The 26,804-nt window shown below is 62.2% G+C and carries 18 protein-coding genes, 2 tRNA genes and 3 rRNA genes; 8 read left to right on the top strand and 15 right to left on the bottom strand.

Going from position 1 to position 26,804, the window contains the following annotated elements; translation table 11 throughout:
* Window positions 1-6: 6 nt before the first annotated feature.
* Window positions 7-783 carry a helix-turn-helix transcriptional regulator gene (locus NFG58_RS01625; protein WP_213230837.1) on the bottom strand — a complete coding sequence of 259 codons (777 nt, stop codon included), beginning with the start codon at window positions 781-783 and terminating at the stop codon, window positions 7-9.
* A 190-nt stretch (window positions 784-973) separates the two neighbouring features.
* Between NFG58_RS01625 and NFG58_RS01620 the strand changes: the two genes are divergently transcribed.
* Window positions 974-1,243: a YiaA/YiaB family inner membrane protein gene (locus NFG58_RS01620; RefSeq protein ID WP_045994659.1), complete on the top strand. Its 270-nt coding sequence runs from the start codon at window positions 974-976 to the stop codon at window positions 1,241-1,243.
* Between the two features lie 5 nt (window positions 1,244-1,248).
* On the top strand, window positions 1,249-1,974 hold the full coding sequence (locus NFG58_RS01615) for a PspA/IM30 family protein (RefSeq protein ID WP_124805028.1): 726 nt from the start codon (window positions 1,249-1,251) through the stop codon (window positions 1,972-1,974).
* Window positions 1,975-2,125: 151 nt separating this feature from the next.
* On the opposite strand, the gene NFG58_RS01610 is transcribed toward NFG58_RS01615, so the two are convergent.
* Both NFG58_RS01610 and NFG58_RS01605 read right to left on the bottom strand, forming a co-directional pair.
* Complete coding sequence (locus tag NFG58_RS01610) at window positions 2,126-2,581, bottom strand: copper resistance protein NlpE N-terminal domain-containing protein (RefSeq protein WP_348827460.1); 456 nt, start codon at window positions 2,579-2,581, stop codon at window positions 2,126-2,128.
* 101 nt (window positions 2,582-2,682) lie between these two features.
* On the bottom strand, window positions 2,683-3,579 hold the full coding sequence (locus tag NFG58_RS01605; RefSeq protein WP_045994656.1) for an AEC family transporter: 897 nt from the start codon (window positions 3,577-3,579) through the stop codon (window positions 2,683-2,685).
* A 136-nt stretch (window positions 3,580-3,715) separates the two neighbouring features.
* Between NFG58_RS01605 and hisC the strand changes: the two genes are divergently transcribed.
* From hisC to NFG58_RS01590, 3 genes are all read left to right on the top strand, one after another.
* Window positions 3,716-4,771 (top strand): histidinol-phosphate transaminase, encoded by a 1,056-nt coding sequence (hisC, locus tag NFG58_RS01600; RefSeq protein WP_045994655.1) that lies wholly within the window; start codon window positions 3,716-3,718, stop codon window positions 4,769-4,771.
* Window positions 4,772-4,820: 49 nt separating this feature from the next.
* Complete coding sequence (locus tag NFG58_RS01595; protein WP_213230845.1) at window positions 4,821-5,225, top strand: VOC family protein; 405 nt, start codon at window positions 4,821-4,823, stop codon at window positions 5,223-5,225.
* Between the two features lie 66 nt (window positions 5,226-5,291).
* Window positions 5,292-6,284, top strand: coding sequence for a 2-hydroxyacid dehydrogenase (locus NFG58_RS01590; protein WP_348827459.1), 993 nt, complete (start codon window positions 5,292-5,294; stop codon window positions 6,282-6,284).
* A 288-nt stretch (window positions 6,285-6,572) separates the two neighbouring features.
* On the opposite strand, the gene rrf is transcribed toward NFG58_RS01590, so the two are convergent.
* The 10 genes from rrf to NFG58_RS01540 form a co-directional block, all read right to left on the bottom strand.
* A 5S ribosomal RNA gene (gene rrf, locus NFG58_RS01585) occupies window positions 6,573-6,688 on the bottom strand.
* Window positions 6,689-6,782: 94 nt separating this feature from the next.
* Window positions 6,783-9,670 (bottom strand): 23S ribosomal RNA (locus tag NFG58_RS01580).
* A 200-nt stretch (window positions 9,671-9,870) separates the two neighbouring features.
* A tRNA-Ala gene (locus NFG58_RS01575) sits at window positions 9,871-9,946 on the bottom strand.
* A 38-nt stretch (window positions 9,947-9,984) separates the two neighbouring features.
* Window positions 9,985-10,061, bottom strand: a tRNA-Ile gene (locus tag NFG58_RS01570).
* A gap of 103 nt (window positions 10,062-10,164) precedes the next feature.
* A 16S ribosomal RNA gene (locus NFG58_RS01565) occupies window positions 10,165-11,702 on the bottom strand.
* The 16S, 23S and 5S rRNA genes sit together here with 2 tRNA genes alongside, the layout of an rRNA operon.
* 651 nt (window positions 11,703-12,353) lie before the next feature.
* Entirely contained in the window at window positions 12,354-15,269 is a 2,916-nt protein-coding gene (locus NFG58_RS01560) for an FAD-binding and (Fe-S)-binding domain-containing protein (RefSeq protein ID WP_348827458.1), read from the bottom strand.
* Window positions 15,270-15,354: 85 nt separating this feature from the next.
* Window positions 15,355-17,418 (bottom strand): hypothetical protein, encoded by a 2,064-nt coding sequence (locus NFG58_RS01555; RefSeq protein ID WP_124805097.1) that lies wholly within the window; start codon window positions 17,416-17,418, stop codon window positions 15,355-15,357.
* A 141-nt stretch (window positions 17,419-17,559) separates the two neighbouring features.
* Entirely contained in the window at window positions 17,560-18,216 is a 657-nt protein-coding gene (locus NFG58_RS01550; RefSeq protein WP_108449986.1) for a lactate utilization protein C, read from the bottom strand.
* Window positions 18,213-19,643 (bottom strand): LutB/LldF family L-lactate oxidation iron-sulfur protein, encoded by a 1,431-nt coding sequence (locus NFG58_RS01545; protein ID WP_108449987.1) that lies wholly within the window; start codon window positions 19,641-19,643, stop codon window positions 18,213-18,215. Before NFG58_RS01545 ends, NFG58_RS01550 begins: the two co-directional genes overlap by 4 nt.
* A complete protein-coding gene (locus NFG58_RS01540) occupies window positions 19,640-20,395 on the bottom strand; it encodes a (Fe-S)-binding protein (protein ID WP_045992224.1) in 756 nt (251 codons plus the stop codon). Before NFG58_RS01540 ends, NFG58_RS01545 begins: the two co-directional genes overlap by 4 nt.
* A gap of 428 nt (window positions 20,396-20,823) precedes the next feature.
* On the opposite strand from NFG58_RS01540, the gene NFG58_RS01535 reads away from it, so the two are divergent.
* The 3 genes from NFG58_RS01535 to NFG58_RS01525 are packed head-to-tail and all read left to right on the top strand — an operon-like array spanning window position 20,824 to window position 24,884.
* Window positions 20,824-21,600 carry a GntR family transcriptional regulator gene (locus NFG58_RS01535; RefSeq protein ID WP_045992225.1) on the top strand — a complete coding sequence of 259 codons (777 nt, stop codon included), beginning with the start codon at window positions 20,824-20,826 and terminating at the stop codon, window positions 21,598-21,600.
* A 3-nt stretch (window positions 21,601-21,603) separates the two neighbouring features.
* Window positions 21,604-23,499 carry an ATP-binding protein gene (locus NFG58_RS01530; RefSeq protein ID WP_348827457.1) on the top strand — a complete coding sequence of 632 codons (1,896 nt, stop codon included), beginning with the start codon at window positions 21,604-21,606 and terminating at the stop codon, window positions 23,497-23,499.
* A complete protein-coding gene (locus NFG58_RS01525; protein ID WP_213227304.1) occupies window positions 23,496-24,884 on the top strand; it encodes a sigma-54 dependent transcriptional regulator in 1,389 nt (462 codons plus the stop codon). Before NFG58_RS01530 ends, NFG58_RS01525 begins: the two co-directional genes overlap by 4 nt.
* Here the strand turns inward: NFG58_RS01525 and NFG58_RS01520 are convergent.
* Window positions 24,848-25,531 (bottom strand): metal-dependent hydrolase, encoded by a 684-nt coding sequence (locus NFG58_RS01520; protein ID WP_045992228.1) that lies wholly within the window; start codon window positions 25,529-25,531, stop codon window positions 24,848-24,850. The genes NFG58_RS01525 and NFG58_RS01520 overlap by 37 nt on opposite strands.
* A gap of 666 nt (window positions 25,532-26,197) precedes the next feature.
* Window positions 26,198-26,782, bottom strand: a complete 585-nt coding sequence (locus NFG58_RS01515; protein ID WP_348827456.1) for a gamma carbonic anhydrase family protein — start codon at window positions 26,780-26,782, stop codon at window positions 26,198-26,200.
* Between the last annotated feature and the right edge of the window lie 22 nt (window positions 26,783-26,804).

The following is a 26,804-nucleotide window of genomic DNA, read 5'->3' as shown; positions in this document are numbered from 1 at the left end:
CGATGGTCAACACTGCGGCTTACCGCCGTGTCCCGGGTAGCACTTGTCGTCCTCGACACGGCGGTAGCGGCGAAACACCTCCATCTCCCAGGGACGCATGGCGATCATCAGGCTGACACCAAAGCGCTGCTCGAGCGGCAGCGACAGATCTTCCTGATGACAGTGGCGAAGGTCCAGCGCCAGCCGCCGAAGCTTCTGCTGCATCACCTCATTGGAGCGCACCGACAGCATGCCATTGACGAACAGTCTTATCTCGCCCGGGCGATCGAAGCGACACGCCAGGAAATCCTCCTGGACCCGGGACTCGAAGAAGCGCTGGATAGGCCCTTGCGGCTGCCACTGGAAGTCATAGCTGATCAGCAGCTTGATGCGATTGCCCGGCAGCAGCTCGATCAATCCCATACGATCGAGCCGCACCAGGTGCGTTATCACCTGAGGCTCGCCGAGCGAATAGGTCGCACAGATATCTTCAAAGCGCCAGCGATTAAGCGCACAGAAGGCCACCAGCAGCAGCGACATGTCAGAGACCAGCTCCTGCTCAAGCTCAGGGGCGATCGCGTCGACCAGCGCCTGGGGCTCCAGCTGGCGTACAAGGTCTGTGATCTCGAGACCGACCAGGGCACACACCTGATCCAGGCGCTGCAGCGAAAACTGGCGCTCGGCGAACAGCCGCTTGACGCTGGCCTCGGACAGGCCAAGCGCCGCCGCCACCTGCTGATAGGTGACGCCATTGGCCCGCAGCGCCGCCTTGAGCGCATCCACAATCGCCACCGTCTGCGCCATGACTCACACCCCTCATCGCCGAAAGCCTCGGCCAAGGTAGCAGAATACGCGACCCAGGGGCCATCGACTCGCTACCTTCCGGATCCTGCTGGCGTACCGCGCCCCGACCTCGCCATAGTGCCATCGACGCCGCGCTCGCCACACCCTGTAGGCGATGTCGGCTCCACCACCCAGTAAGCAGGAGATCTCCATGGAAAATGAAGCGAGCAACAATTCGTCAGGCTGGCTGTTCTTCGTCAAGGTCACCTTTGCCATCGCGCTGGCCGCCATGGCGGTCGGTATCGTGATGGCGCCCATCGACCTGCTGGTCAAAGGCTATCTCGGCGTGTGTTCACTGTTTCTGGTCTCCACCACCATCACCCTGTCAAAGACCCTGCGCGATGACCACGAGAGCCGGCGCTTCCACAACCGCATCTCCGAGGCCCGCACCCAGCAACTTCTCAAGGAATACACGGAGTAGCCACCATGTCACTTTGGACGAAACTGCACACCCTGGTTCGGGCGACAGCTCACGAACCGGTAGAGAAGCTGGTGGATGCCAACGCATTGCGGATCATGGCCCAGGAGATCCGTGAGGCCGAGCAGGCCTTGCACCAGGCACGCCTCGATCTCGCTGGCCTGATCGCCGAACGCAGACAGCTCGAGCGCCACAACCAGCAACTGGCCGAGCAGCTCGAAGCCAGAGAGCACCAGGCTCGCGCGGCCCTCGAACAGGACGATGAAGCACTGGCCTTGGCCGTGGCCAGCCGCATCGCCGAGGTCGAAAGCCAATTGACCTCACAGCGACAGCACGCCGAGGCCTTGTCGCGACAGGAACAGACCCTGCGCGAGGAGCTCGGGCAAGCGGCTCAGTCACTGCGCCACTACCAGCGCGAAATGAAACTGGCCAAGGCGCGAAGCGGCAATGCTGGCCTTGGGCGGAAGCTGGGCGCTTGCAGTACCGGGCTCCAGCGACACATGGACGAAATTGCAACCAGCTACGAACGCATCCGCACGTCCCAGCAACACCAGGCAGAGGTCACGACGGCCCTCAAGGAGCTGGATGAAGAGGCCAGCGGCCAGGATCTGGATCGACGCCTCAGGACGTCGGGTATCCTCGAGGGATCGATGGACGCCAGGAGTGTGCTTGCCCGGCTGAAGGCCCAAGGGAGCGCGGCTGCCGTTCCAGGCGAATCGCCCAGTGGGGCATGAGCCCTGCGATCAGCGCGAGCACCGCCAGCGCTTCGAAACAGCTCCAGGCGGTGCCGAGCGGGCCTGTCGGCACAATACCATCACGTCAAGACGCCAAAGGGCGGCCCACCTGGGGCCGCCCTTTGTGTTCGACACTTGCATGTCGTGCGACTTACTGCTGGCGGGTCAGCTGCAGCATGTCGTTGTTCTGGAAGCGACGACGCTGGGGGTCGATCAGCTCCAGAGTCTGCGGATTGACGCGCATGAAGTAGTAGGTCTGGCCTTCACCGTTGGGGACCAGTTCGTAGACGGTGGCCTCCGGATTGTCGGCGGTACCGGTCAGCACATCCCACTTGCCGGAGTAGTTCTCGTTCGGCGGATTCTGGGGATGGTTCTGGTAGGCCGCGGTCAGATCGAAGGTGCGCTGCGCCGGGGCGCTCTGGTCTTCACCTTCCATGGTAACCGTCAGGGCGATGCCGTCGCAGTTACGGCACGGCAGGGTCCCCTGGTAGGTCGCCGAGGTCGCCTGGATGGCTTCACCACCGGATCCCTCGTCGCTGGGGCCACTCGCACAGCCGGCCAAAAGGGCGAGCATGGCGGATCCCGCCAGCAAAGTCCTGAGTTGCATATTAGTCCTCCTAACCATTGAGCATGGAACCGACGAATCGGCAGCCTGCCGACAGCATAACCTCCCAGCTTCGTTGCGCACAGCCCTGTATCGCTGCCGGCTCACGACACCGGAGGCATCACGTGGGCGAACACCAGGCCAAGCACGATCGGCATCACGATCAGACTACCGAGGTTGCCGATCAGCACCAGCGACGCCACCGAATGCGGCTGCTGGCGATACTGCTCGGCCACCAGGTAGTTGAGCACCGCCGGCGGCAGGGCAGCGAACACCCACAGCGACGCGGCCTTGAGCCCCTCTAGTTCAAGCAGCATGATCAACGGCCAGGCCAGCAATAACCCGGACAGCGGGCACAGCACCGCCCCGAGCAGCCCGGTCTTCCAGTCGCCGAAGTCGATGTCGAGCATCCGCACGCCCAGGGCGAACAGCAACAGCGGGATGCATACACCACCCAGCATATGCATCGCCTCCAGCAGCCAGCCCGGTAGCGAAAGCCCGGACAGATTGACCGCCAGGCCAGCGAGGCTCGCCAGCACGATGGGCATGCGCAAAAGGCGCCACAACGGCGTATGGGGACTGAGCATCTTCAGTCCCAGCGAGAAGTGCAGCAGCATTTCGACGATGAACAGCACCACTGCCGCCGGCAGCGCCTGCTCGCCGAAGGCCAGGATCAGAAGCGGGATGCCCATGTTGCCGGAATTGTTGAACATCATCGGCGGCACAAAGGTCTTCGGCTCGAGCCTGAGCCACTTCACCACCGGCCATACCAGCAGCCCCGACCCCACTACCACCACGGCGCCGGCCAACGCCAGCCAGGCGTAGTCCTCAAGCGGCGCCTGGCGGTCGGCCAGCACCACAAATACCAGCATGGGCACGAACAGCTCCATGTTGAGGGTGTTGAGGCTACGGATGTCGGGAGAGCGCAACTTGCCATAGAGGGTACCGGCCCCCGAAATCAGAAATACCGGTAGCAGAGTGGCGAGGATCTGAGCGGTCATGGAGTCTCTTAGGCGGCAAACGGTCAGCGCTCGCAGCCTAGCACGTCAGCGACTTGCGCAGGGCCCTGGCAGCGGTCACCATGACCAAAGTGGTAATCAAGCCTTCGATTCTGCCAAGCCTGCCAAGCGAGAGACCATGAGCCAGTTGTGGAGTCCCAACGTTCGGGAATTGACCCCCTACGTGCCGGGCGAACAGCCCCGCGAGAAGCTGATCAAGCTCAACACCAACGAGAACCCCTACCCGCCCGCGCCTGGCGTGGAACGGGTCCTGCGCGAGTTCTCGGCGGATCATCTGCGGCGCTACCCGGACCCCACCTCGAGCGCCCTGCGTGAGGCGCTGGCACAGGCCCTCGGCACGACCTCCGCCAACGTCTTCGCCGGCAATGGCTCCGACGAGGTGCTGGCGCTGGCCTTCCAGGCATTCTTCCGCCAGGACAAGCCGCTGGCGATGCCGGATATCTCCTACAGCTTCTATCCGGTCTACTGCCGCATGTACGACATCGACAGCCAGCGTTTCGCGCTGGACGATCAGTGGCGTGTCGACCTGGACGCCCTGGCCAGCGACAGCGGCGGCGTGATCTTTGCCAACCCCAATGCCCCCACCGGTCACGGCCATGGCCGCGAGGCCATCGCGGCCTTGCTCGACAAGGTCACCGACCGCGTGGTGCTGGTGGACGAAGCCTACGTGGACTTTGGTGGCGAGAGCGCTGTCCCCCTGGTCGAGCGCTACCCCAACCTGCTGGTGACCGGCACCTTCTCCAAGTCGCGCAGCCTGGCAGGGCTTCGCCTTGGGTATGCGGTGGGCTCACCGGAGTTGATCGAGGGTCTGACCCGGGTGAAGGACTCCTTCAACTCCTACCCGGTGGACGCCCTGGCCAGCGCCATCGGCATCGCCGCACTGGAAGACAGCGACTACTTCGAGGCCACGCGTCAGGCGGTGATCACCACACGCGAACGTACTCGCCAGCGTCTCGATGACCTGGGCTTCGAGGTGCTGCCGTCACAGACCAACTTCGTGCTGGCGTCACACCCCAAGCACGACGCAGCCCAGCTTTTCGTCGGTCTGCGCGAGCGCGGCATCCTGGTACGCCACTTCAATACCGAGACGCTGCGCGATCATCTGCGTATCTCCATCGGCACCGATGACGAGATGGACTCGCTGATCGAGGTGCTCAGCGACCTCTGTCGCTAGGACACAACATCGGGCGCCGCGCGGCGCCCCTTCTTTGCAAGAGGCCCCCATGAGTGAGCGTCTGCCGTTGACCGGAGTGCACCACGTCGCCCTGATCACCGCCGACTACGAACGCGCCCGGCGCTTCTATATTGAGGTGCTCGACGCCCGCATCCTCAACGAGGCCTACCGCCACGAGCGTGACAGCTACAAGCTGGACCTGGCCCTGCCTGGAGGCATCCAGCTCGAGCTGTTCTCCTTTCCCTCTCCGCCGCCTCGGCCAAGCTATCCCGAGGCCTGCGGTCTTCGTCACCTTGCCCTGGCAACATCAGACCTGGACGCCAGCGTCGCGTTGCTGAAGCGGCGTGGCGCGCGACCCGAACCTATCCGAGTCGACGAGTTCACCGGTGCCCGCTTCACCTTCTTCGCCGATCCTGACGGAACGCCTATCGAACTCTACGAGACGCAAGCCTGACGTCACCACAACCACACAGCGCTTCAGCCGATTCCGCCACTGTCCCTGACCCGCGAGGCAAGCACCATGCTCAAGGTAGGCTTCTTCAGCTCTCAGCCCTACGAACGCCCCTTCTTTTCCGATGAGCATCATCCTCAACTGAGTATCGTGCACTTCGAGCAACGCCTCAGCGCCCGCACCGTGACCCTCTGTCAGGGACTCGATGCAGTGTGCGTATTCGTCAACGATGAGCTCGATCGCACCGTGCTCGAGCGTCTGGCAGTGGTAGGGGTACGCCTGGTCGCGCTCAGGTGTGCAGGTTTCAATAACGTTGACCTCGACGCCGCTCGCCGGCTCAACATCCAGGTGTGTCGCGTACCGTCCTACAGCCCCGACGCCGTTGCCGAGCACTGTGTCGCCCTGATGCTCACGCTCAGCCGCAAGATCCACAAGGCCTACAACCGGGTGCGTGAGGATAACTTCGACCTCAATGGCCTGCTCGGCTTCAACCTCGCCGGCAAGACCGTCGGTATCGTCGGCTTCGGCCAGATCGGCCGCTCCCTGGCGGGTATCCTGAGCGGCTTTGGCTGCCGCGTGCTGGTCACCGACCCAGCCCCCATCCGCATCCCCAACCAAGCCGACATCGCGCAGGTCGAGTTCGATGAATTGCTGGCACACAGCGACATCATCTCGCTGCACTGTCCGCTCACCCCAGACACCCACCACCTGATCGACGAGTCGGCCTTTTCCCGAATGAAGGACGGGGTGATGCTGATCAACACAAGCCGCGGCGCCCTGGTCGACACCCGCGCCTGCATCGAGGCCCTCAAACGTCGCAAGCTCGGCTACCTGGGTCTCGACGTCTACGAGCAGGAAGCCGGCATGTTCTTCGAGGACCGCAGCGACGACATCCCGCTGGACGACGTCTTTGCCCGCCTTATCAGCTTCCCCAATGTCGTCGTCACCGGCCACCAGGGCTTCTTCACCCGGGAAGCCCTGAGTGAGATCGCATCGACCACGCTGGAAAGCCTCACCACCTTCGAGGAGGGGCGTTCTCTCGATCAGCACTGTCAGCTCTAGAGAGTCGACGCTGCCCTGAACAAAAGAAGCCCGACTCCTCTTGGAGTTGGGCCTTCTTTTGAATAAATACCTGACGATGACACGTAGACAGCAAGGTCGCTCGCATGGGGGTGAGTCACCCCAGGGTTTGCAGCGAAGCTGCAAGGGGGGACGAACGACGCGAGCTTGCGAGCGGCCGGACCGCGCCGAGGGGGTTATCGGCGCGGCCCCACATATAAAGAGAGGGGTCTTCCCCATGCATGCGAAAAAGCCCAACTCCTCTCGGAATTGGGCTTCTTCTGAATAAATGCCTGACGATGACCTACTCTCGCATGGGGAGACCCCACACTACCATCGGCGCTGAGCGGTTTCACTTCTGAGTTCGGCAAGGGATCAGGTGGTTCCCACTCGCTATGGTCGTCAGGCGGAAAAAGGCAATGTATATCATGCTGACGATACGTTTCATCGTATCCGTCAATTAATTCGAGACATCATCGACCAAAACCCTTTGGGTGTTATATGGTCAAGCCTCACGGACCATTAGTACCGGTTAGCTCAACGCCTTGCAGCGCTTCCACACCCGGCCTATCAACCAGCTGGTCTTGCTGGGTCCTTTAGGAGGCTCAAGGCCTCAGGGAGATCTCATCTTGAAGGGGGCTTCCCGCTTAGATGCTTTCAGCGGTTATCCCGTCCGTACATAGCTACCCGGCAATGCCACTGGCGTGACAACCGGAACACCAGAGGTACGTCCACTCCGGTCCTCTCGTACTAGGAGCAGCGCTTCTCAAATCTCCAACGCCCACGGCAGATAGGGACCGAACTGTCTCACGACGTTCTAAACCCAGCTCGCGTACCACTTTAAATGGCGAACAGCCATACCCTTGGGACCGACTTCAGCCCCAGGATGTGATGAGCCGACATCGAGGTGCCAAACACCGCCGTCGATGTGAACTCTTGGGCGGTATCAGCCTGTTATCCCCGGAGTACCTTTTATCCGTTGAGCGATGGCCCTTCCATACAGAACCACCGGATCACTAGAACCTACTTTCGTATCTGCTCGACGTGTCTGTCTCGCAGTTAAGCACCCTTATGCTCTTGCACTCACTGCACGATTTCCAACCGTGCTGAGGGTACCTTCGTGCTCCTCCGTTACTCTTTGGGAGGAGACCGCCCCAGTCAAACTACCCACCACACACGGTCCTCGAACCGGATTACGGTCCTGAGTTAGAACGCCAATGATGCCAGGCTGGTATTTCAAGGTTGGCTCCACCCCATCTGGCGACAGGGTTTCAAAGCCTCCCAGCTATCCTACACAAGCAACATCAGCGTCCAGTGTGAAGCTGTAGTAAAGGTTCACGGGGTCTTTCCGTCTAGCCGCGGGTACACAGCATCTTCACTGCGATTTCAATTTCACTGAGTCTCGGGTGGAGACAGCGTGGCCATCATTACGCCATTCGTGCAGGTCGGAACTTACCCGACAAGGAATTTCGCTACCTTAGGACCGTTATAGTTACGGCCGCCGTTTACCGGGGCTTCGATCAGGAGCTTCGCGTGAGCTAACACCATCACTTAACCTTCCGGCACCGGGCAGGCGTCACACCCTATACGTCCGCTTGCGCGTTTGCAGAGTGCTGTGTTTTTAATAAACAGTTGCAGCCACCTGGTATCTTCGACCGCGTCAGGCTCCGGTCGCGAGGACCTTCACCCTAATGCGGCGTGCCTTCTCCCGAAGTTACGGCACCATTTTGCCTAGTTCCTTCACCCGAGTTCTCTCAAGCGCCTTGGTATTCTCTACCTGACCACCTGTGTCGGTTTGGGGTACGGTCTCACAGTATCTGAAGCTTAGAGGCTTTTCCTGGAAGCGTGGCATCGATGACTTCCTGACCGTAGTCAGTTCGTCTCGCCTCTCGGCCTTAAGGATCCGGATTTACCTGAATCCTCAGCCTACCGGCTTTCACCAGGACAACCAACGCCTGGCTCACCTAGCCTTCTTCGTCCCCCCATCGCAATACTGTGAGGTACGGGAATATTGACCCGTTTCCCATCGACTACGCCTTTCGGCCTCGCCTTAGGGGCCGACTCACTCTGCTCCGATTAGCGTCGAACAGAAACCCTTGGTCTTCCGGCGGGGGAGTTTTTCACTCCCCTTGTCGTTACTCATGTCAGCATTCGCACTCGTGATACCTCCAGCATGCTTCTCAACACACCTTCATCGGCTTACACGACGCTCCTCTACCGCTCGCCATTCGGCGAACCCGTAGCTTCGGTACCTGGTTTGAGCCCCGTTACATCTTCCGCGCAGGCCGACTCGACTAGTGAGCTATTACGCTTTCTTTAAAGGATGGCTGCTTCTAAGCCAACCTCCTAGCTGTCTAAGCCTTCCCACATCGTTTCCCACTTAACCAGGATTTCGGGACCTTAGCTGACGGTCTGGGTTGTTTCCCTTTTCACAACGGACGTTAGCACCCGCTGTGTGTCTCCCACGCTTGCACTCACCGGTATTCGGAGTTTGCCTCGGGTTGGTAAGTCGGGATGACCCCCTAGCCGAAACAGTGCTCTACCCCCGGCGGTGATACGTGAGGCGCTACCTAAATAGCTTTCGAGGAGAACCAGCTATCTCCGGGCTTGATTAGCCTTTCACTCCGATCCACAAGTCATCCAAATCTTTTTCAACAGATCCTGGTTCGGTCCTCCAGTTGATGTTACTCAACCTTCAACCTGCTCATGGATAGATCGCCCGGTTTCGGGTCTATTTCCAGCGACTGGTCGCCCAGTTAAGACTCGATTTCTCTACGCCTCCCCTATACGGTTAAGCTCGCCACTGAAAATAAGTCGCTGACCCATTATACAAAAGGTACGCGGTCACCAAACAAGTTGGCTCCCACTGCTTGTACGCATACGGTTTCAGGATCTATTTCACTCCCCTCTCCGGGGTTCTTTTCGCCTTTCCCTCACGGTACTGGTTCACTATCGGTCAGTCAGGAGTATTTAGCCTTGGAGGATGGTCCCCCCGTCTTCAGTCAAGGTTTCACGTGCCTCGACCTACTCGATTTCACAACACTCAGGTTTCGGTTACGGGGCTATCACCCACTATGGCCAGATTTCCCAATCTGTTCACCTACCAGTTGTGTTGCTTAAGGGCTGGTCCCCGTTCGCTCGCCGCTACTAGGGGAATCTCGGTTGATTTCTTTTCCTCGGGGTACTTAGATGTTTCAGTTCCCCCGGTTCGCCTCTCATGTCTATATATTCAACATGAGATACCCAAGTTACCTTGGGTGGGTTTCCCCATTCAGAGATGTCCGGGTCGCAGGTCGTTTGCCACCTCGCCGAACCTTATCGCAGGCTTCCACGTCTTTCATCGCCTCTGACTGCCTAGGCATCCACCGTATGCGCTTCATCGCTTGACCATATAACCCCAAAGGGTCTGTCAATCGATGATGTCACGACAATTGCCGGATACGCTTGAAACGTATCTTACTTTGTCAGCATGATATACATTGTTAAAGAGCGTTAGAGCAAAAGCTCTAAGCGAGAGACTTGATACCGCCTGATGGCGAACAAGTATCTTGCTTAGAACTTGACGACTGTTTACTTGAGACCGAAGAAATGGTGGAGCCTAGCGGGATCGAACCGCTGACCTCAACACTGCCAGTGTTGCGCTCTCCCAGCTGAGCTAAGGCCCCATATCGCTTTGGGTTGTTGACCAGAACCAGCTGAGAAATGGTGGGTCTGGGCAGATTTGAACTGCCGACCTCACCCTTATCAGGGGTGCGCTCTAACCAACTGAGCTACAGACCCATTTGTCACGCTGGGTCTTAGCATTTAACCCAAACAGTCACTGCTCTTGCTTGATCAGGTAATTCATTGTGAGCACTTACCGACAGTCAGATGACGTGTCGTTTAAGGAGGTGATCCAGCCGCAGGTTCCCCTACGGCTACCTTGTTACGACTTCACCCCAGTCATGAACCACACCGTGGTGATCGCCCTCCGAAGTTAGGCTAACCACTTCTGGTGCAGTCCACTCCCATGGTGTGACGGGCGGTGTGTACAAGGCCCGGGAACGTATTCACCGTGACATTCTGATTCACGATTACTAGCGATTCCGACTTCACGGAGTCGAGTTGCAGACTCCGATCCGGACTGAGACCGGCTTTATGGGATTAGCTCCACCTCGCGGATTCGCAACCCATTGTACCGGCCATTGTAGCACGTGTGTAGCCCTACCCGTAAGGGCCATGATGACTTGACGTCGTCCCCACCTTCCTCCGGTTTGTCACCGGCAGTCTCCCTAGAGTTCCCGACCGAATCGCTGGCAAATAGGGACAAGGGTTGCGCTCGTTACGGGACTTAACCCAACATTTCACAACACGAGCTGACGACAGCCATGCAGCACCTGTCTGAGAGCTCCCGAAGGCACCAATCCATCTCTGGAAAGTTCTCTCGATGTCAAGGGTAGGTAAGGTTCTTCGCGTTGCATCGAATTAAACCACATGCTCCACCGCTTGTGCGGGCCCCCGTCAATTCATTTGAGTTTTAACCTTGCGGCCGTACTCCCCAGGCGGTCGACTTATCGCGTTAACTGCGCCACAAAGCTCTCAAGGAGCCCAACGGCTAGTCGACATCGTTTACGGCGTGGACTACCAGGGTATCTAATCCTGTTTGCTACCCACGCTTTCGCACCTCAGCGTCAGTGTCAGTCCAGAAGGCCGCCTTCGCCACTGGTATTCCTCCCGATCTCTACGCATTTCACCGCTACACCGGGAATTCTACCTTCCTCTCCTGCACTCTAGCCTGACAGTTCCGGATGCCGTTCCCAGGTTGAGCCCGGGGCTTTCACAACCGGCTTATCAAGCCGCCTACGCGCGCTTTACGCCCAGTAATTCCGATTAACGCTCGCACCCTCCGTATTACCGCGGCTGCTGGCACGGAGTTAGCCGGTGCTTCTTCTGTGAGTGATGTCCTCCCTCGAGGGTATTAACCTCAAGGCTTTCTTCCTCACTGAAAGTGCTTTACAACCCGAAGGCCTTCTTCACACACGCGGCATGGCTGGATCAGGCTTTCGCCCATTGTCCAATATTCCCCACTGCTGCCTCCCGTAGGAGTTCGGGCCGTGTCTCAGTCCCGATGTGGCTGATCATCCTCTCAGACCAGCTACGGATCGCAGCCTTGGTGAGCCGTTACCTCACCAACTAGCTAATCCGACATAGGCTCATCCGATAGCGCAAGGTCCGAAGATCCCCTGCTTTCCCCCGTAGGGCGTATGCGGTATTAGCCTGGGTTTCCCCAGGTTATCCCCCACTACCGGGCAGATTCCTATGCATTACTCACCCGTCCGCCGCTCGACGCCTCCTAGCAAGCTAGGATCGTTTCCGCTCGACTTGCATGTGTTAGGCCTGCCGCCAGCGTTCAATCTGAGCCATGATCAAACTCTTCAGTTTAAAGTCTGATAGTCCGTTAAGCGGACCAAACTTGGCTCAAGGTTCAAACGTCTCGTTTGACGAGTCGCTTGCCTTGATATTTCAGTGACAGTGTCACTGACTCATCGGCAAGCGCCCACATGAATTACCTGATCAAATTATTAAAGAGCGTGCTCTGGGCTCTATAGAGAGCTTAAAGAGCTGCTCTTGCGGCACCCGGCCGGAAGAGCGCCTCGCTTTGCTGCGCCACAGCCCTAAGGCTTGTCACAGCGCCCTGCGAGGAAGGCGTATTCTACAGAATCGAAGCGCTTCGTCAAGGCTTTCTTTTTTCGCCGTGCAAGCGACGCCTGCAGAACCCAAGAGAAAGCGAAGCGAGCCTGACGCGCATCCTGCGATGCCGTCCTGGCGACTCCGATCGAGTGGCGAGCATTCTACCGATTTCCCGCTGCCCGTCAAGTGGAGAATTTTTCGAAGACTTGAAAAAGCCTTTTCAAAACAATCACTTTTACCACCCTTAACCGCCTGTGACGTTTGCTCGTCGCCGGCAGCGGATGCGTACTTTACGCATCCCCTCCGCCCTTGGCAATACCCTTATGCAAAAAAGTTCATCGAGCTGTCTTCGGGGCGTCATCGACAGCGGTTCAGGCTTCAGTCGCGACCTGGAGCAGGGCCTTACAGCGAGACGGTGCGCTCTTCCGATACGCCCCCTTGAGCAGTCGGCTGACTCGCGCGGTCCAGCAACTCCAGTATGGAGTGATAGGTAAGACCGGAGTGCTGGGTCATGCCCATCTCGCAGGTTCTCGAATTGGAGACACCAAAGTCACAGCCCGCCACCTGCCCCGACAGATCGCGCAGCGATGAAGCCGTCAGTTCCGGTACGCGCAAGCCCTTGTCGCCGGCAAATCCGCAGCAACTGATACCATCCGGCACCACCACCTCCCTGGCACACGCACGCGCTAGCTCCACGAAGGAGTCGGTCAGCCCCTTGCGATGGCTGGAGCAGGTCACGTGCACCGCCACCTTGCAGTCCAGCGGCGTCACCTCCAGGCGCGGCAACAGGTGGTCATGGGCGAAGGCCACCGGCTCCTGCACCTTCAAGCGCTCATCCAGATGCCCCTCGACCTGCAAGCTGCAAGGACTGGTATCGAACAGCACCGGGAAACGACCGTTCTGGCTCGCGACCAGCAACTCCCGGTTGAGTTCGCGCGCCTTGTGCGTCGCCTCGTTATCCATCCCTTTAGAGGAAAACGCCATCCCGCAACACAGGTGGCCTGGCATTTCGGGAATGATGACGTCATACCCGGCTCTGTCGAGCAGACTCAGTACGATCTCCATCACCGGACGCGCCGAGTCGTCCCGCTTGTCGGCGCCAAACACCCGAGTGGCGCAGGAAGGGAAGTACACCACCGAATCGCGCGGCCCCTCGGGGGACGATGCGCCCGCCGATGGCCGCGACGACTTTAGCACCCGAATCGGGGCGGCGGCAGGTATCGCCGGTATCCACTGTGGGACACGCTTGCCGCTGGCCTTGTGAACACCCTGACTGGCTCGGGCCATCAAAGCGTCGCCGATGATCCCACGCCCCAGGCTGGCCGCGCGCAGGCCGCCCCGGGCAATCTTGGTAGCCCCGGAGAAGTGACGCCCGATTCGCCTTGCCAATTCCTGCTTGCCGACATGACGTTCCTGGCGCATGGCGAGCACCATCTCGCCGGTATTGATACCGACCGGGCAGCGCGTCCCGCACATGCCATCGGCGGCGCAGGTGACATCGATATCGTAAAGCGCACTCTGCTCGAAGGCATCGCGACGCTCTCGCTCTTCATCGCTCAACTCATCCAGGGCTGCCAGGCGAGCTCGCTCGCGGGTCAGCACGATGCGCTGGCGAGGCGTCAGCGTCAGCTCGCGTGAAGGACACACGGCTTCGCAGAAGCCACACTCGATGCAGCGATCGACGATGGGGTCGGCCTCAGGCAATGGCTTCAGATTTTCGAGGTGCAGCGTCGGGTTGCGCGTCAGCATCACATCGGGGTTGAGCAGATGGCCCGGATCGAACAACGCCTTGATCTGCCACATCAGAGCATAGGCCTCTTCGCCCCACTCCAGCTCCACAAAGGGTGCCATATTGCGGCCGGTGCCGTGCTCGGCCTTGAGCGAGCCACCGAAGTCCACGGCTACCAACTGGGCGACATCTGCCATCAGCGCCTGGTAGCGCTCCTTCTCCCCCGGACGCTCAAAGCCCTGAGGGAAGACGAAGTGCAGATTGCCTTCCAGGGCGTGACCAAACAGCAGGGCGTCGTCGTAGCCATGGCGCTTGAACGCCTCGGTCAGGGCGGCGACACCCTCCTCCAGCCGTTCGATGGGAAAGGCCACGTCCTCGATCACCACGGTAGTTCCGAGATCACGCACAGCACCGACGGCGGGGAACAGTCCCTTGCGTACTTTCCAGTAGAGCGCGTAGCTGACCGGGTCTTCGGTGAAGGCGATGGGCTCGAGGGTGGTGATGCCTTCCAGCGCCTGGCCGACCTCCTCGATACGCGCCTCCAGCCGAGGCCCATCCTCCTCGCGGACATCCACCAGCAATGCCGTGGCGCCGTCCGGTAGCTCACGCAGCTGCTCCGGCATGCCCGGCTGCCGCTCCACCGAACGCAGCCCCGCACGATCCATCAGTTCCACCGCCGCCACGCCGGTGCCACGCAAGGCGATGGTGGCACGGCAGGCGCTGCCGAGATCCGGGAAGAAGATCAGGGCGGCGGCCTTGCGTGGCGGCTCCGGCACCGACTGATAGGTAATCCGCGTGATACAGCCCAGGGTACCCTCGGAGCCGATCATCAGGTGGGCCAGGATGTCCACACCGTCACGGAAATCCACCAGGCTGTTGAGAGCGTAGCCGGTGGTGTTTTTCAGGCGATACTTGTGGCGAATGCGCTTGGCCAGCTCGAGATCGGTGCGCACATTGGTCGACAGTCGCTCCAGCCCATCGAGCAGGGCCGCATGGCTTTGACGAAAGGCTGCCACGCTATCGGCATCGGCGGTATCCAGTACCGTGCCATCGAGCAGCACCATGCGCAGGCTGTCCAGGGTCCGATAAGTATTCTGGGCGGTGCCACAGCACATGCCCGATGCATTGTTGGCGGCGATGCCGCCGATCATGCAACTGGCGATGGACGCCGGGTCCGGCCCGATCTTGCGCCCAAAGGGCGCCAGCAGCTCGTTGGCCCTGGCGCCGATAACGCCTGGCTGCAGGTCAATTCTGGCACCGTCATCGAGCACACGAGCATCGCGCCAGCCACGTCCCAGCTGAATCAGCACCCCATCGGTGATGGCCTGACCGGACAGCGAGGTACCTGCGGCGCGGAAGGTCATCGGCCAGTTGCCCTCGCGGCAGGCGCCAATGACTTCGACAAGCTCCTGTTCGGTCTCCGGCCTCACCACCAGGCTCGGCACCAGCCGATAGAAGCTGGCATCGGTACCGTAGGCCAGCCGGCGCAGCGGATCCTGGACCAATCGCTCGGTGGGCAGGCGTTCGGTCAGCATCGCCGTCAACTCGTCGATGGAAATGCTGGGCTTGGTGGTGGTGATGGCCGTCATGGTGCGCTCCCTGTCTGATTATTCGCTATTGCAGCCGTTCAGATACTAAAACGCCACTCCGAAGAGTGGCGTTTGGCGCTAGGGGTTAGCCCCTGACGTCGATCTGGACGATGCCGCCGCCCCCGCCATAGCCGCTGACGGTAACGTCATAGACACCTGGCTCCAGACGGGTTTCGATCAGCGACCCGAGTTGGGTACTGCCACCGTCGTCGTCCTGGAAGAACACGCCCTCACCCTCGAGCTCCAACAGCGTATCCACGGCGTCGGACTGAGTCTCGATGCTGATGACGCCAGCCTCTTCGACCACCAGCTGGTAGTTGAGCCTGCCGCTGGCATCGAGTTGACCGTAAAGGGTCTCGCCGGTGCGAATCTCACCCTCGGAGCGCAGTTCGCCGCTGAAGGGCGTCTGCGACAGGCTCAGCGAGTAGGTGCCGGAGCCACTGAAGCTTCGCGCATCGACACTGTAGGTACCAGCCTCGAGGATCGCGCTGATACGCGAATTGGTACCCGAGCCACCATCGTCATCGCTGGTGTCGATTCCTTCGCCGCGCAGGCCAAGCATGGCGTCGAAGGCGCTGGAGTTCATCTCCAGGGTCACCTCTGCGGCGTCTTCCAGGGTGAAGCTGTATTGATTGACACCGCTGGCCCCCACCATGCCGCGCACCGTGTCTCCCTGCTGCAGCTCACCGCTGTTGCGCATTTCGCCATCGAAGGCAGTGACGTCGGTCTCCAACCGGAACATGCCGGAAGCGACACCCGAGTAGCTCGCCACCTCGATGCGATAGCTACCGGGCTCGAGCACCTCGCTCAGCCGCGAATTGGTACCACCGCCGCCGTCATCGTCGCTGAGCGACACACCGTTGCCCTCAAGATAGAGCTGGGTGTCGAAGGCAGAGGACGACAGTGCAATCGTCACCTCGGAGGGCTGCTCGATGTCCAGTGTGTAGGCATTGGGTTGAAACCCGCCGGCCATGCCCTGCACAGACTCACCTGGCTCGATGGCCCCTTCGTTCTTCAACTCGCCGTCGAAGGGCGAGGTCGAAAGCTCCAGCGAATAGCCGCCGGACTCGCCCCCGTAGCCGCTGACCACCACCCGGTAGTCGCCCGGCATCAGTACGCTGTCGAGATGAGAGTCGGTACCGCTGCCCGAATCATCGACCTCGATATTGGTCTGGCCGCCGCGTACCCGCAGCACGGTGTCGAAATCGCTGGAGGCGAGCGCCAGATTGACGCTGGTGGGCTCGTCGATCTTGAGGCTGTAGGTGTTGCTGGAGGAGGCGTCGGCCAGGGTACCGGTGATGCTGTCACCGGCGCGCAGCGGTCCGGCATTACGCTCGCCGCTGGAAAGATCGGCTTGCTGCATCGACAGACGATAGCCGTCACCGACGCTGACGAAGTCATCCTGGCATTCCACGTCCACGCGTTCCTTGACCGGCTGACCAGGCGTCACACGCACCTCATAGTCACCAGGATCGAGGAACGCCTTCAGGGTCTGCTGGTCATCACCGCAGCGCGCGGCCTTATGCTCGACACCATTGCCACTGAGCACCAGCGATGCGTCAGACGCCCCGGCAAGCACCAGAGAGACCTGGCGAGCCTGCTCCAGCGAGAAGCTGTAGCTCGCCGCCTCGCCTCCCAGCGCCCCGACGACGTCCTGATCGTCGCCCAGCGTCTCGGACGCCTGGGCCTCAGTCGGCTTCAGCGAGTAGGGGCCGAAGCCTGCCATGTCGTCGCTGCTGACGACCACCAGCGAGCACCCCTCGGCGGAAGACAGCAACAGCGATGCCGGCGCCTCCTGGGTGCTGCTCGCACCTCCCTGCCACTTGCCGTCTTCGGAATACACCGAGAGGCTGGCGGCAAAGGGTGAATCGAGCTGGTACAGCACACCAGATTCGGCCTCGCCGCAGACCCAGCGACGGTCGTGGCGCGAGCCATCCTTGAGGTTGATCCCGCTTTGCGAGGTCAGTTCGCCCTCAATCGCTTCGCCCAGCGCAACATCCGGCGCCTCGACAAACCGCCCGCCCTGGCTACCGCCGTCGTCCTGGCATCCGCTCAGCAAGACCGCCATGGACACCCCGCTGATCACCAGCAAAGGGGAAATGGCCTTGCAAAGTGGGCGTTTCGACCCCGGACACTGCTGCTTGGACATGCCTGCCTCCATCAGTTGAATTTCGCTTCCTGCGCCGACAACAGAACATCGTCGGGAACGCACACTATAGCCAACTTGGATGACGCGCGTCAGGACGCAAACCACTCCGATGTCGCAGGTGTCGCACGCGAGCACGGTGAATCAGGCGTCGCGCAGGATGACCACCAGTTCTCTTGGACCGTGTACGCCGTAAGCCAGCGTCTGCTCGATATCCGAGGTCTTGCTCGGCCCCGAGATCAGCAGCGCATTGGTCGGCATGGCGCTCGCCCAGCCTTGCCCGGTGACGACATCGAAGAAGGTGTCTTCGACGCTGTCGGCATCGAGCACGGCGATATGCAAAGGCGGCACCAGGCTCAGCAGACGCGGTTCATCCGGGGTCGGCCACAGCCACAGACTGCCGGTCTCGGCGATGGCGCCACGGGTGGACGTAAGGCCAGCCTCGACGCCGTCGAACAGCTCACGCTTCCAGCCCTCGATGTCACGGTCGGCGTCGACCAGCTCGACCTCATGATCCGCCAGGGCCTCACGGGCCTGCTGCGCTACCGGATGCTCCCGGCCCAGCGCCAGGCGCTTGACGCCTTTGTCCGCCAGCACCCTGGCGAGGGTCTCGGTCCAGCCGGCAGAGTCACAGTGAATCACCTCGCCATGCACCGAGGAGATCCAGTGCTCGAAGCGCTCGAGTCGTTCGTGGCGCGACCACTGGCGCCCGGTGACCACGCCGAAGTCGCTGTCGGGGGCCGACAGCGGTCCGCCCTGGCGATCGCGCAGGCGACCCAGAATGTTGTCTCTGGCACTCATTCGCCCTTCTCCTTGCGATGACGCTTGATCAGCGTGTGAAGTGACGTCTTGGCCGGCTTCGGGGCGCTGCGGTACTGCGTCCAGGGCCCCAGGTGGGACGGCGCCAGCGCACGGAAGCTGCCGGCGACCAGGGTAGCGCCTCGCCAGGCTCCGGGATGGGTAGCCAGCCACTGCCAGCTCTTCCATGCGGCGACCTCCTTGCGCGAGCGCTTGACCCCGGCACCGGGCACATTGCCGACGCCGTCGCCCACGGCCTCACGCCGCAGACGCACCAGCAGGTCCGGAATCGGGATCTTGACCGGGCACACCTCACCGCAGGCGCCGCACAGGCTCGACGCCGACGGTAGATCCTTGGTCGCTTCAAGCCCCATGAGGTGCGGCATCAGGATGGCGCCGATCGGCCCCGGGTAGGTGGTGCCGTAGGTGTGACCGCCGACCCGGGTGTACACCGGGCAGTGGTTCATGCAAGCGCCGCAACGGATGCAGCGCAGGGTGTCGAGCAGTTCATCGTCCTGGTAGACCCGCGAGCGACCGCTGTCGACCAGCACCAGATGCACCTCTTCGGGACCGTCGTGTTCGTCGGCCTTGCGTGGCGAGCTGATCATGTTGAAGTAGGTGGTCACGTGCTGGCCGGTGGCAGAGCGCGTCAGCAGGGCGTAGAGCGGCGGCACGTCGGCCAGGTGCTCGACCACCTTCTCGATGCCGGTCACGGCGATGTGCACCGGCGGCGCGGTGGTGGTCAGGCGCCCGTTGCCCTCGTTCTCCACCAGGCACAGGGTACCGGTCTCGGCCACCGCGAAATTGACCCCGGACACCCCGACATCCGCCGTCATGAAACGCTCGCGCAGCTGGGCCCTGGCCGCTGCGGTCATCGCGTCCACGTCGGTGGTGCGCTCGGTCCCGGTGCGCTCGTGCATGATGTCGGAGATTTCGCCAGTATTGAGGTGAATCGCCGGCATGATGATATGAGACGGCGTCTGCTCGTTGAGCTGCACCAGGTACTCGCCCAGATCCGACTCCAGGGCATCGATGCCAGCCTTCTCCAGGTGGGCGTTCAGGTGCATTTCCTCGGACACCATGGACTTGCCCTTGATCACCGAGGACGCGCCATGACGCTGACAGATCTCGGTGATCAGCTCGCAGGCCTGCTCGCCATTCTCGGCCCAGTGCACGCGGATGCCATTGGCCTCGCAGTTGGCCTCGAGCTGCTCCAGCAGGTCGGGCAGCTTCGACAGCGCACGTAGCCGTATATTGGCCCCCAGCTCACGCAGGGTCTCCAGGTCCCAGTCGTCGAAGGCCTTGCGCCGCTTGCCCATCAGGCCGTCCATCGCCTTGCGGAAGTTGGCACGGATCTGCGGATTCTCCAGCGCCTCGTGGGCCTGACGATGGAACGCCTGGGGGGTAAAGGTCTGAACAGGCTGGCTCATGAGGTCCTCCGCCACAGATAGGAAGCGATGTGCTCGCCTTCGAGCGTGCTGTCGCGGTGGGCCAGACGCCCGGCGATGTTCATCAGACAGCCACAGTCGGAGGTCACGAAACGCTCGGCGCCGGCGGCTTCGATGGCACGACTCTTGTCTTCGACCATGGCACCGGACACCTCCGGATGGCGCACCGCAAAGGTCCCGCCGAATCCACAGCATTCGCTGGCCCGCTCCTGCTCCACCAGCTCGACCTGGCCGAGCTTGGCCAGCAGCGCGGGGCCGGTCTCGGCGAGGCCCATTTCGCGACGGGCGCTGCACGAGGTATGCATGGCGACCTTCTCCGGCGCGCCTCGATCCTCAAGCGTCAGGTGGCAGACGTGCACCAGGAATTCGGTCAGTTCGAACACCCGATCGGCGACCTCCCTGGCCCTTGCCTCCTCGGGGGTGCCGGCAAACAGCGAGGGATAGTGGGTGCGCATCATGCCGCCGCAGGAGCCGGACGGCACGATGATCGGCCAGGGCTCGGGGAACAGATCGAGCTGGGCCCTGGCCACCGCCCTGGCCTCGGTGTGATAGCCCGAGGTGTAGGCAGGCTGGCCGCAGCAGGTCTGGTCGTCGGGGAAGATCACCTCGATCCCTTCCCGCTCGAGCAGCCGAACGGCATCGAGGCCAGCCTCGGGATAGAGCATGTCGATCAGACAGGTTCCGAACAGGTAGACCTTGTCGGGGCGAGGGGGATAAAGCTTGACGGCGGTCATCGCGGGGTCCTCAGGGTCAGGCACGGCAGGACGTTGTCGTTGTTCCCGGTATCAATAGCGGCACAACAGAGGCGAGCAGGCTACCGCTGCACGCCTCGTCTGTACCGCCGGAACCGAGGCCCCCGGAGCATCATCGGTCTTGCCAACGACCGCCAGGGATAGAGTTGGAGTAAATTGGTAAAACCAATTGACAACGCCGAATCTAGGCACAGTAGGTTCGCTCTTCCAGAGTGTCAAACCAGACGCCGTTTTTTGCCCGGACTTTGCGCTATACTTTGGTCTATGCTTCGCTGATATTGAACGTAACAGATTGATAATCAGGGGAGAACGAGGATCGGCACAGGCCACAGACCAATCCCTCCTATTGGTAATACCAATTGGTTGTCGTTACACTGGCGGCCTCGTTCCCACGTCGATGATAAACCGCCATGGCCTACCAGCCCGTGCGCCAGCCTCGCCTGGCCGATGTGATCACCGAGCGCCTCGAGGCGCTGATTCTGGAAGGCAGCCTGACCCCCGGCCAGCGCCTGCCCCCCGAACGCGAACTGGCCGAGCGCTTCGGTGTCTCGCGCCCGTCGTTGCGCGAAGCGATCCAGAAACTGGCCGCCCGCGGCCTGCTGGTCAGCCGCCAGGGCGGTGGCACCTATATCACCGAGGCCCTCAACAGCGGCTACAGCGACCCGCTGCTGGAGATGCTGTCTCGCCACGGCGAGTTCCACCTGGACCTGCTCGAATTCCGTGACGCCATGGAAGGCCTGTCAGCCTACTATGCGGCGCTGCGCTCGACACCCACCGACAGGGCGCTGTTGATTCAGCGCTTCGAAGAGCTCGAGACGTCCTTTCTCGGCGAGGACCCCCAGGGTGAGGCCAAGGCCGACGCCGCCTTCCACCTGGCGATCGCCGAGTCCGCCCACAACGTCCTTCTGCTGCACACCATTCGCGGCATCTTCCACCTGCTGGAACGCAGCATCGTCGACAATCTCGCCCATCTGTTCGAGAAGCCGGAGGCACGCCCCCGCCTGATGCAGCAGCACCGGGCACTGCTCGACGCCATCCTCGAGGGGCGCGCCGAAGACGCCCAGGCGCTGGCCCACGAACACCTGGTCTACGTCGAAGAGGGTCTGCTCGAGATGGAGCGCGCCGAGACCCGCTCGCAACGGGCACTGCGGCGTGCCCAGGTCATGCCGCCGCGCCGGTCGCGCTAGTCGATGCGACGCTGGTCACGCTGGCTGAATCGCCGCACCCTGGCGCTGGCGCTGGCGCTGGGTCTCGCCCTGGTGCTGTGGCAGAGCGCCACCCTGGCCCGTGAACAGGCGCTGGCCTCGCTCAAGCGTGATGCCGATACCGAACTCAGGCTTTCCGCCACTGGCCTGACCGGTTACCTGTCACGCCACGAATACCTGCCGGAACTGCTCGCCACCCGGGAAACCGTCAAGCGATACCTGAGCGCCCCGGACGGCCAGGACGTGATGCCGCTCAACCGACTGCTCAACCGTTTCCGCAGTACCACCGGCGTCTCCGACATCTACCTGCTCGACGCCGAGGGCACCACCCTGGCGGCCAGCAACTGGCACCGCCCCGACAACTTCATCGGCCAGAACTATCGTTTTCGCCCCTACTACCAGGACGCCATCGCCGGGCACTACGGCCGCTTCCACGGCCTCGGCGTGGTATCGATGGATCGCGGCTACTACTTCTCGGCACCGGTCTGGCTCGACGAGGTCAATCCCGACGCCACCCCGGCCGGGGTGATGGTGGTCAAGGTCCGCGTCGATACGCTGGAGGCGAGCTGGCAGAGTCCGGGGACCAGCCTGCTGGTGGTGGATCAGAACGGTATCGTGTTCATGGCCAGCCAACCCGAGCTGCGCCTGACCTCTCTCACCCCGCTGGCGCCACCGCGCCTGGCCGAGCTGCGCGACTCCCGGCGTTACGCCGATGAAGCGCTGAAACCGAGCGACCTCGAGGTCGTCGATCACCTCGCCAACGACGCCAGACTGGTGGGCTTCGACAGCGGCCCGTTGGCGTCCGGGCACTACCTTGGCGTCACTCGGGACTTTCCCACCCTGGGCTGGCAGATGCATATCCTCAAGCCCATGGCCCCGGTGATCGAGGCCCAGTGGCAGGCGATGCTGATGGGTGGTGGTCTATACGGCCTGCTGGCACTGGCCGGAGGCATCGGCTGGCAGCGCCACCGGCTGCGCCGGGAGCGCGAAGCCTTTGCCGAGCGTGAGCGCACCACCCTGGCGCAAGCCCGCGACGAGCTCGAGCGCAACGTGGCCAGCCGGACCCGCGACCTGCTCGCCACCAATCGCCGGCTATCCGACGAGATCGAGGAGCGCCGGCGCACCGAGGCGACCCTGCGCCAGACCCGTGACGAGCTGACCCAGGCCGCCAAGCTGGCGGTGCTCGGCCAGCTAGCCGCCGGCATCAACCACGAGCTCAATCAGCCACTGGCGGCCATCCGCGCCTACGCCGAGAACGCCCGGGGCTTTCTCGCCCGACAGCGCCACGACACCGTCGACGCCAACCTCGGCGAGATCATCGAACTCACCGGCCGTATGGCCGAGATCAGCGCCCAGCTACGCCAGTTCTCGCGCAAGAGCGGTGAGCCGCCAAGCCCGGTGTCGACCCGTGCCTGCCTCGACTACGCCCTGCGCCTGTTCAAGGCACGCCTCGGCGAGCAGCAGGTCGAGGTGGTGTTCGACACCCCGGAGGAAGCGCCCTGGGTACTGGCCGACCTGGTCAGACTCGAGCAGGTGCTGGTCAACCTGATCGGCAATGCGCTCCAGGCCATGGCACAGACGCCGTCACCACAGCTGATACTGGGCGTGGCCGCCGCCGATGGCCGCGTCAGGCTATGGGTCGACGACAACGGCCCCGGCGTCCCCGAGGACCAGCGCCGCCAGGTCTTCGAGCCCTTCTACACCACCAAGGCCCCCGGCGCCGGACTGGGGCTCGGGCTGTCCATCTCCGCACGGATCATCGATGATCTCGGCGGCCGCCTGCAGGCCGGTGTCTCGCCTCTGGGCGGAGCACGCTTTACCATCGAGCTGCCCCAGGCCGAGCACGTCCTCCCGCCCCACGATGAGAGCCACGCCACATGACCGACGAAGCCCCCGTGATGATCATCGACGATGAAGAGCACCTGAGGGTCACCCTGGGCCAGACGCTGGAACTGGCAGGCTATCGACCGCTGCCCTTTCCCAGCGCCGAACAGGCCTTGGCCACCCTGGACCGGGACTTCAGCGGGGTGGTGATCAGCGATATCCGCATGCCCGGCATGGACGGCATGAGCCTGCTCAGAGAGATTCGTCAGCGCGACCCGGACCTGCCGGTGGTACTGATTACCGGTCATGGCGATGTATCCACAGCGGTGGAGGCCATGCGGGAAGGCGCCTGGGACTTTCTCGAGAAGCCGTTTCCCGGTGAACGCCTGGGCGAGGTCGTGCGGCGAGGCGTCGAGAAGCGTCGACTGAGCCTGGAAAACCGCTTCCTCAAGGCCGAGCTCGAGGCCCAGCAGACCGCGCCAGGCCCACGTCTGGTAGGGCGCACCCCGGCGATCAAGCGGCTGTCGTCGATGGTCCAGCGCATCAGCCAGGTCGAGGCCGACGTGCTGCTGTTCGGCGAGACCGGCGCCGGCAAGGACCTGGTGGCCCGCGCGATCCACGAGCGCAGCGCCCGAGGCGGCAAGCCCTTCGTCGCCATCAACTGCGGCGCGGTGCCCGAGAGCACCATCGAATCCGAGCTGTTCGGCCACGAGAAAGGCGCCTTTACCGGCGCGGTGGAGCGGCGCATCGGCAAGTTCGAGCATGCCGCCGGCGGCACCGTCTTCCTCGACGAGATCGAGTCCATGCCGCTGGCGCTGCAGGTCAAGCTGCTGCGGGTACTGCAGGAGCGCCAGGTCGAGCGCCTGGGCAGCAATACCCCGGTGACACTCGACATTCGGGTGATCGCCGCCACCAAGATCGACCTCAAGGCGGCCGCCGAGGCCGGCGAGTTCCGCGAGGACCTGTACTACCGCCTCAACGTGGTGACCCTGATGATTCCACCGCTGCGCGAGCGCCGCGAGGACATCCCGCTGCTGTTTCACCACTTCGCCGCGGTGGCCGCCAGCCGCAGCGGCATGGAAGCGCCGCCGCTGGACGCGGCCGGCGTCACCGCGCTGCTGGCCCACGACTGGCCCGGCAACGCCCGTGAACTACGCAACCTGGCAGAGCGCTACGTGCTGCTCGGCAGCACCTGCGACTACCGCCTCGACGCCTTGATGGAAGGCGTCGGCAGCGACGGTGGCGAGCTGCCGCTGCCCCAGCAGGTGGAGCTGTTCGAGAAACAGCTGGTCAGCCAGTCGCTGGCCCGCCACCACGGCCGTATCAACGAGGTCTGCGAGCACCTGGGACTCCCGCGCAAGACCCTCTACGACAAGCTCAAGAAGCACGCCCTCAAGCCCGACGACTATCGCCAGCGCCCCGACACCAGCGCCACGCCCTGATCGACCAGCCCCTGCAGCGCGTCCCAGGACGGCAGCCAGGGCGCCAGACTCAGGGTCACGCACAGCATCGCCAGAGAGTTGCCGGGATCACCCCAGTCAAACGGTTTGAAGGCGGTGCCGAAGGAACGTTTCAGTCGCGCCCCGTTCAGATCCACGCTGTAGAGCTCATCGAGCAACAGATGGATGGCAAAGCCAAAGGTCAGGGCGCCGCCGTGGGCCCAGGCCATGGCGTCCGGTGGTGCGAACAGATGGTGGCTGAGCGCCGCGGTCGCCAGGCCGCACATGGCCGCGGCCAGAAGCGAGTGCCAAAGCCCCCGGTGGACGGTGAAGCGGGCAAAGATCGCGCCGGCCACATAGCGCACCGCCAGATAGATGGCGCCGCACACCAGCAGCAAGGTGCCGTCGGAGAACCGCTCCTGCAGCATCACCGCGCCGGCCACCACCGCCGGCACCGCCATCAGATTGAAGATCAGCCGGATCGCCTTGGAGCTGTCGGAGTCGATATCGGGGAGGATGCCGCCCAGGGTCGTCAGCGCCAGCATCGGCAGGCTGTCGAGCGCCGACCACAGCCCCGCCTGCCAGCCGCCATGGGCCAGCACCGCGCCGCCGGCGGCGGCCACGCTGAGGTGGGTGCGGAAGTTGGCCATGCCGGGCGGGCTCCTCGAAAAGGCATATACTGGATAAATGACCAGATTATCGCCCGGCAGTTCAATAGAAACAATCGGTTGAGTAAAACGCGGGGAATTCGCATCTTGCACCTTGCCGCACTCACAGCCTCAGCCTCACGAGCAGCGGCAGCGGCAGCGGCAGCGGCAGCGGCAGCGGCAGCGGCAGCGGTGCCCATGATCCAGTCTTCGCGACGCCGCGTAGGCAAAACGCCATTCCACTCTGGTGAATTCGCCTCGCTTCTCCTCCGCATCGACTTACTGGCGCACGAGCCCTCTGCCTCGTGGTCCAAAGTGCTGCAATTATTCTATGAATCCAGGATTCAGAACTTTATGGAATTCGATCGGTGACAAACTTTGGAGTCGATGGCTATTTGGCCGTTCTTGCTGACAGCGACTTATTTGGCACAATCGCCATTCTCTGCTTTATCGTTGCACTGCTGGGATTATTTCGTCGCTGTCGAGAAAGCCTCCTTTACAGGATGGTTAGCTTTTTTCTAATGATGACAATTTTTGTCATGCACTCGGTCGGCAGCTATTTCTTGAGCGTAGGAACGGCATGACACGCAACATTTTAGATCGGAACGCTGCATCCAAAATGTTGCGGCCATTTGAACACTGTCACTCACACGGTACTGTGTCCGGGGGCTATCCGGCCGAGGCCAGGTACTGATCCTTGAGCTTGACGTAGTTGCCCGCGGTGTAGGGGAAGAAGGCGCGCTCTGCATCCTTCAGCGGGCGCAGCGCCTTGGCCGGGTTGCCGGCGTAGACGTGGCCGCTTTCCAGGCGCTTGCCGGGGGGCACCACCGCACCGGCGGCGATGATCACCTCGTCCTCGACCACCGCCCCGTCCATGACGATGGCGCCCATGCCCACCAGAATCCGATTGCCCAGGGTGCAGCCATGCAGCACCGCCTTGTGGCCGATGGTGACTTCATCGCCGATGGTCAGCGGCCAGCCGCCTTGATTGAAGTCGCTGGCGTGGGTGATGTGCAGCACGCTGCCGTCCTGCACGCTGGTGCGCGAGCCGATGCGAATCCGGTGCATGTCTCCGCGAATCACCGCCATCGGCCACACCGAACAGTCGTCGCCCAGCTCCACGTCACCCAATACCATGCACTGGGGGTCGATATAGACCCGCGCGCCCAGCCTGGGGCTTACGCCCTGCCAGGAACGGATCACCGGATACCCCGGCGTACCATCGTGCGCTTCCGTTGCCACCCTGTCTGCCATCGCTGTCTCTCCTGAAGGTTGT

It is taken from the genome of Halomonas sp. RT37 (assembly GCF_040070525.1).
GTDB classification, from domain to species: domain Bacteria; phylum Pseudomonadota; class Gammaproteobacteria; order Pseudomonadales; family Halomonadaceae; genus Halomonas; species Halomonas litopenaei.
This window is presented reverse-complemented; position numbering and strand designations above follow the sequence as displayed.

What these genes read in the sequence shown, in the direction of transcription:
- NFG58_RS01625 (WP_213230837.1), bottom strand. Translation starts at nt 783, where the DNA reads ATGGCGCAGACGGTGGCGATTGTGGATGCGCTCAAGGCGGCGCTGCGG.
- NFG58_RS01620 (WP_045994659.1), top strand. Translation starts at nt 974, where the DNA reads ATGGAAAATGAAGCGAGCAACAATTCGTCAGGCTGGCTGTTCTTCGTC.
- NFG58_RS01615 (WP_124805028.1), top strand. Translation starts at nt 1,249, where the DNA reads ATGTCACTTTGGACGAAACTGCACACCCTGGTTCGGGCGACAGCTCAC.
- NFG58_RS01610 (WP_348827460.1), bottom strand. Translation starts at nt 2,581, where the DNA reads ATGCAACTCAGGACTTTGCTGGCGGGATCCGCCATGCTCGCCCTTTTG.
- NFG58_RS01605 (WP_045994656.1), bottom strand. Translation starts at nt 3,579, where the DNA reads ATGACCGCTCAGATCCTCGCCACTCTGCTACCGGTATTTCTGATTTCG.
- hisC (WP_045994655.1), top strand. Translation starts at nt 3,716, where the DNA reads ATGAGCCAGTTGTGGAGTCCCAACGTTCGGGAATTGACCCCCTACGTG.
- NFG58_RS01595 (WP_213230845.1), top strand. Translation starts at nt 4,821, where the DNA reads ATGAGTGAGCGTCTGCCGTTGACCGGAGTGCACCACGTCGCCCTGATC.
- NFG58_RS01590 (WP_348827459.1), top strand. Translation starts at nt 5,292, where the DNA reads ATGCTCAAGGTAGGCTTCTTCAGCTCTCAGCCCTACGAACGCCCCTTC.
- NFG58_RS01560 (WP_348827458.1), bottom strand. Translation starts at nt 15,269, where the DNA reads ATGACGGCCATCACCACCACCAAGCCCAGCATTTCCATCGACGAGTTG.
- NFG58_RS01555 (WP_124805097.1), bottom strand. Translation starts at nt 17,418, where the DNA reads ATGTCCAAGCAGCAGTGTCCGGGGTCGAAACGCCCACTTTGCAAGGCC.
- NFG58_RS01550 (WP_108449986.1), bottom strand. Translation starts at nt 18,216, where the DNA reads ATGAGTGCCAGAGACAACATTCTGGGTCGCCTGCGCGATCGCCAGGGC.
- NFG58_RS01545 (WP_108449987.1), bottom strand. Translation starts at nt 19,643, where the DNA reads ATGAGCCAGCCTGTTCAGACCTTTACCCCCCAGGCGTTCCATCGTCAG.
- NFG58_RS01540 (WP_045992224.1), bottom strand. Translation starts at nt 20,395, where the DNA reads ATGACCGCCGTCAAGCTTTATCCCCCTCGCCCCGACAAGGTCTACCTG.
- NFG58_RS01535 (WP_045992225.1), top strand. Translation starts at nt 20,824, where the DNA reads ATGGCCTACCAGCCCGTGCGCCAGCCTCGCCTGGCCGATGTGATCACC.
- NFG58_RS01530 (WP_348827457.1), top strand. Translation starts at nt 21,604, where the DNA reads ATGCGACGCTGGTCACGCTGGCTGAATCGCCGCACCCTGGCGCTGGCG.
- NFG58_RS01525 (WP_213227304.1), top strand. Translation starts at nt 23,496, where the DNA reads ATGACCGACGAAGCCCCCGTGATGATCATCGACGATGAAGAGCACCTG.
- NFG58_RS01520 (WP_045992228.1), bottom strand. Translation starts at nt 25,531, where the DNA reads ATGGCCAACTTCCGCACCCACCTCAGCGTGGCCGCCGCCGGCGGCGCG.
- NFG58_RS01515 (WP_348827456.1), bottom strand. Translation starts at nt 26,782, where the DNA reads ATGGCAGACAGGGTGGCAACGGAAGCGCACGATGGTACGCCGGGGTAT.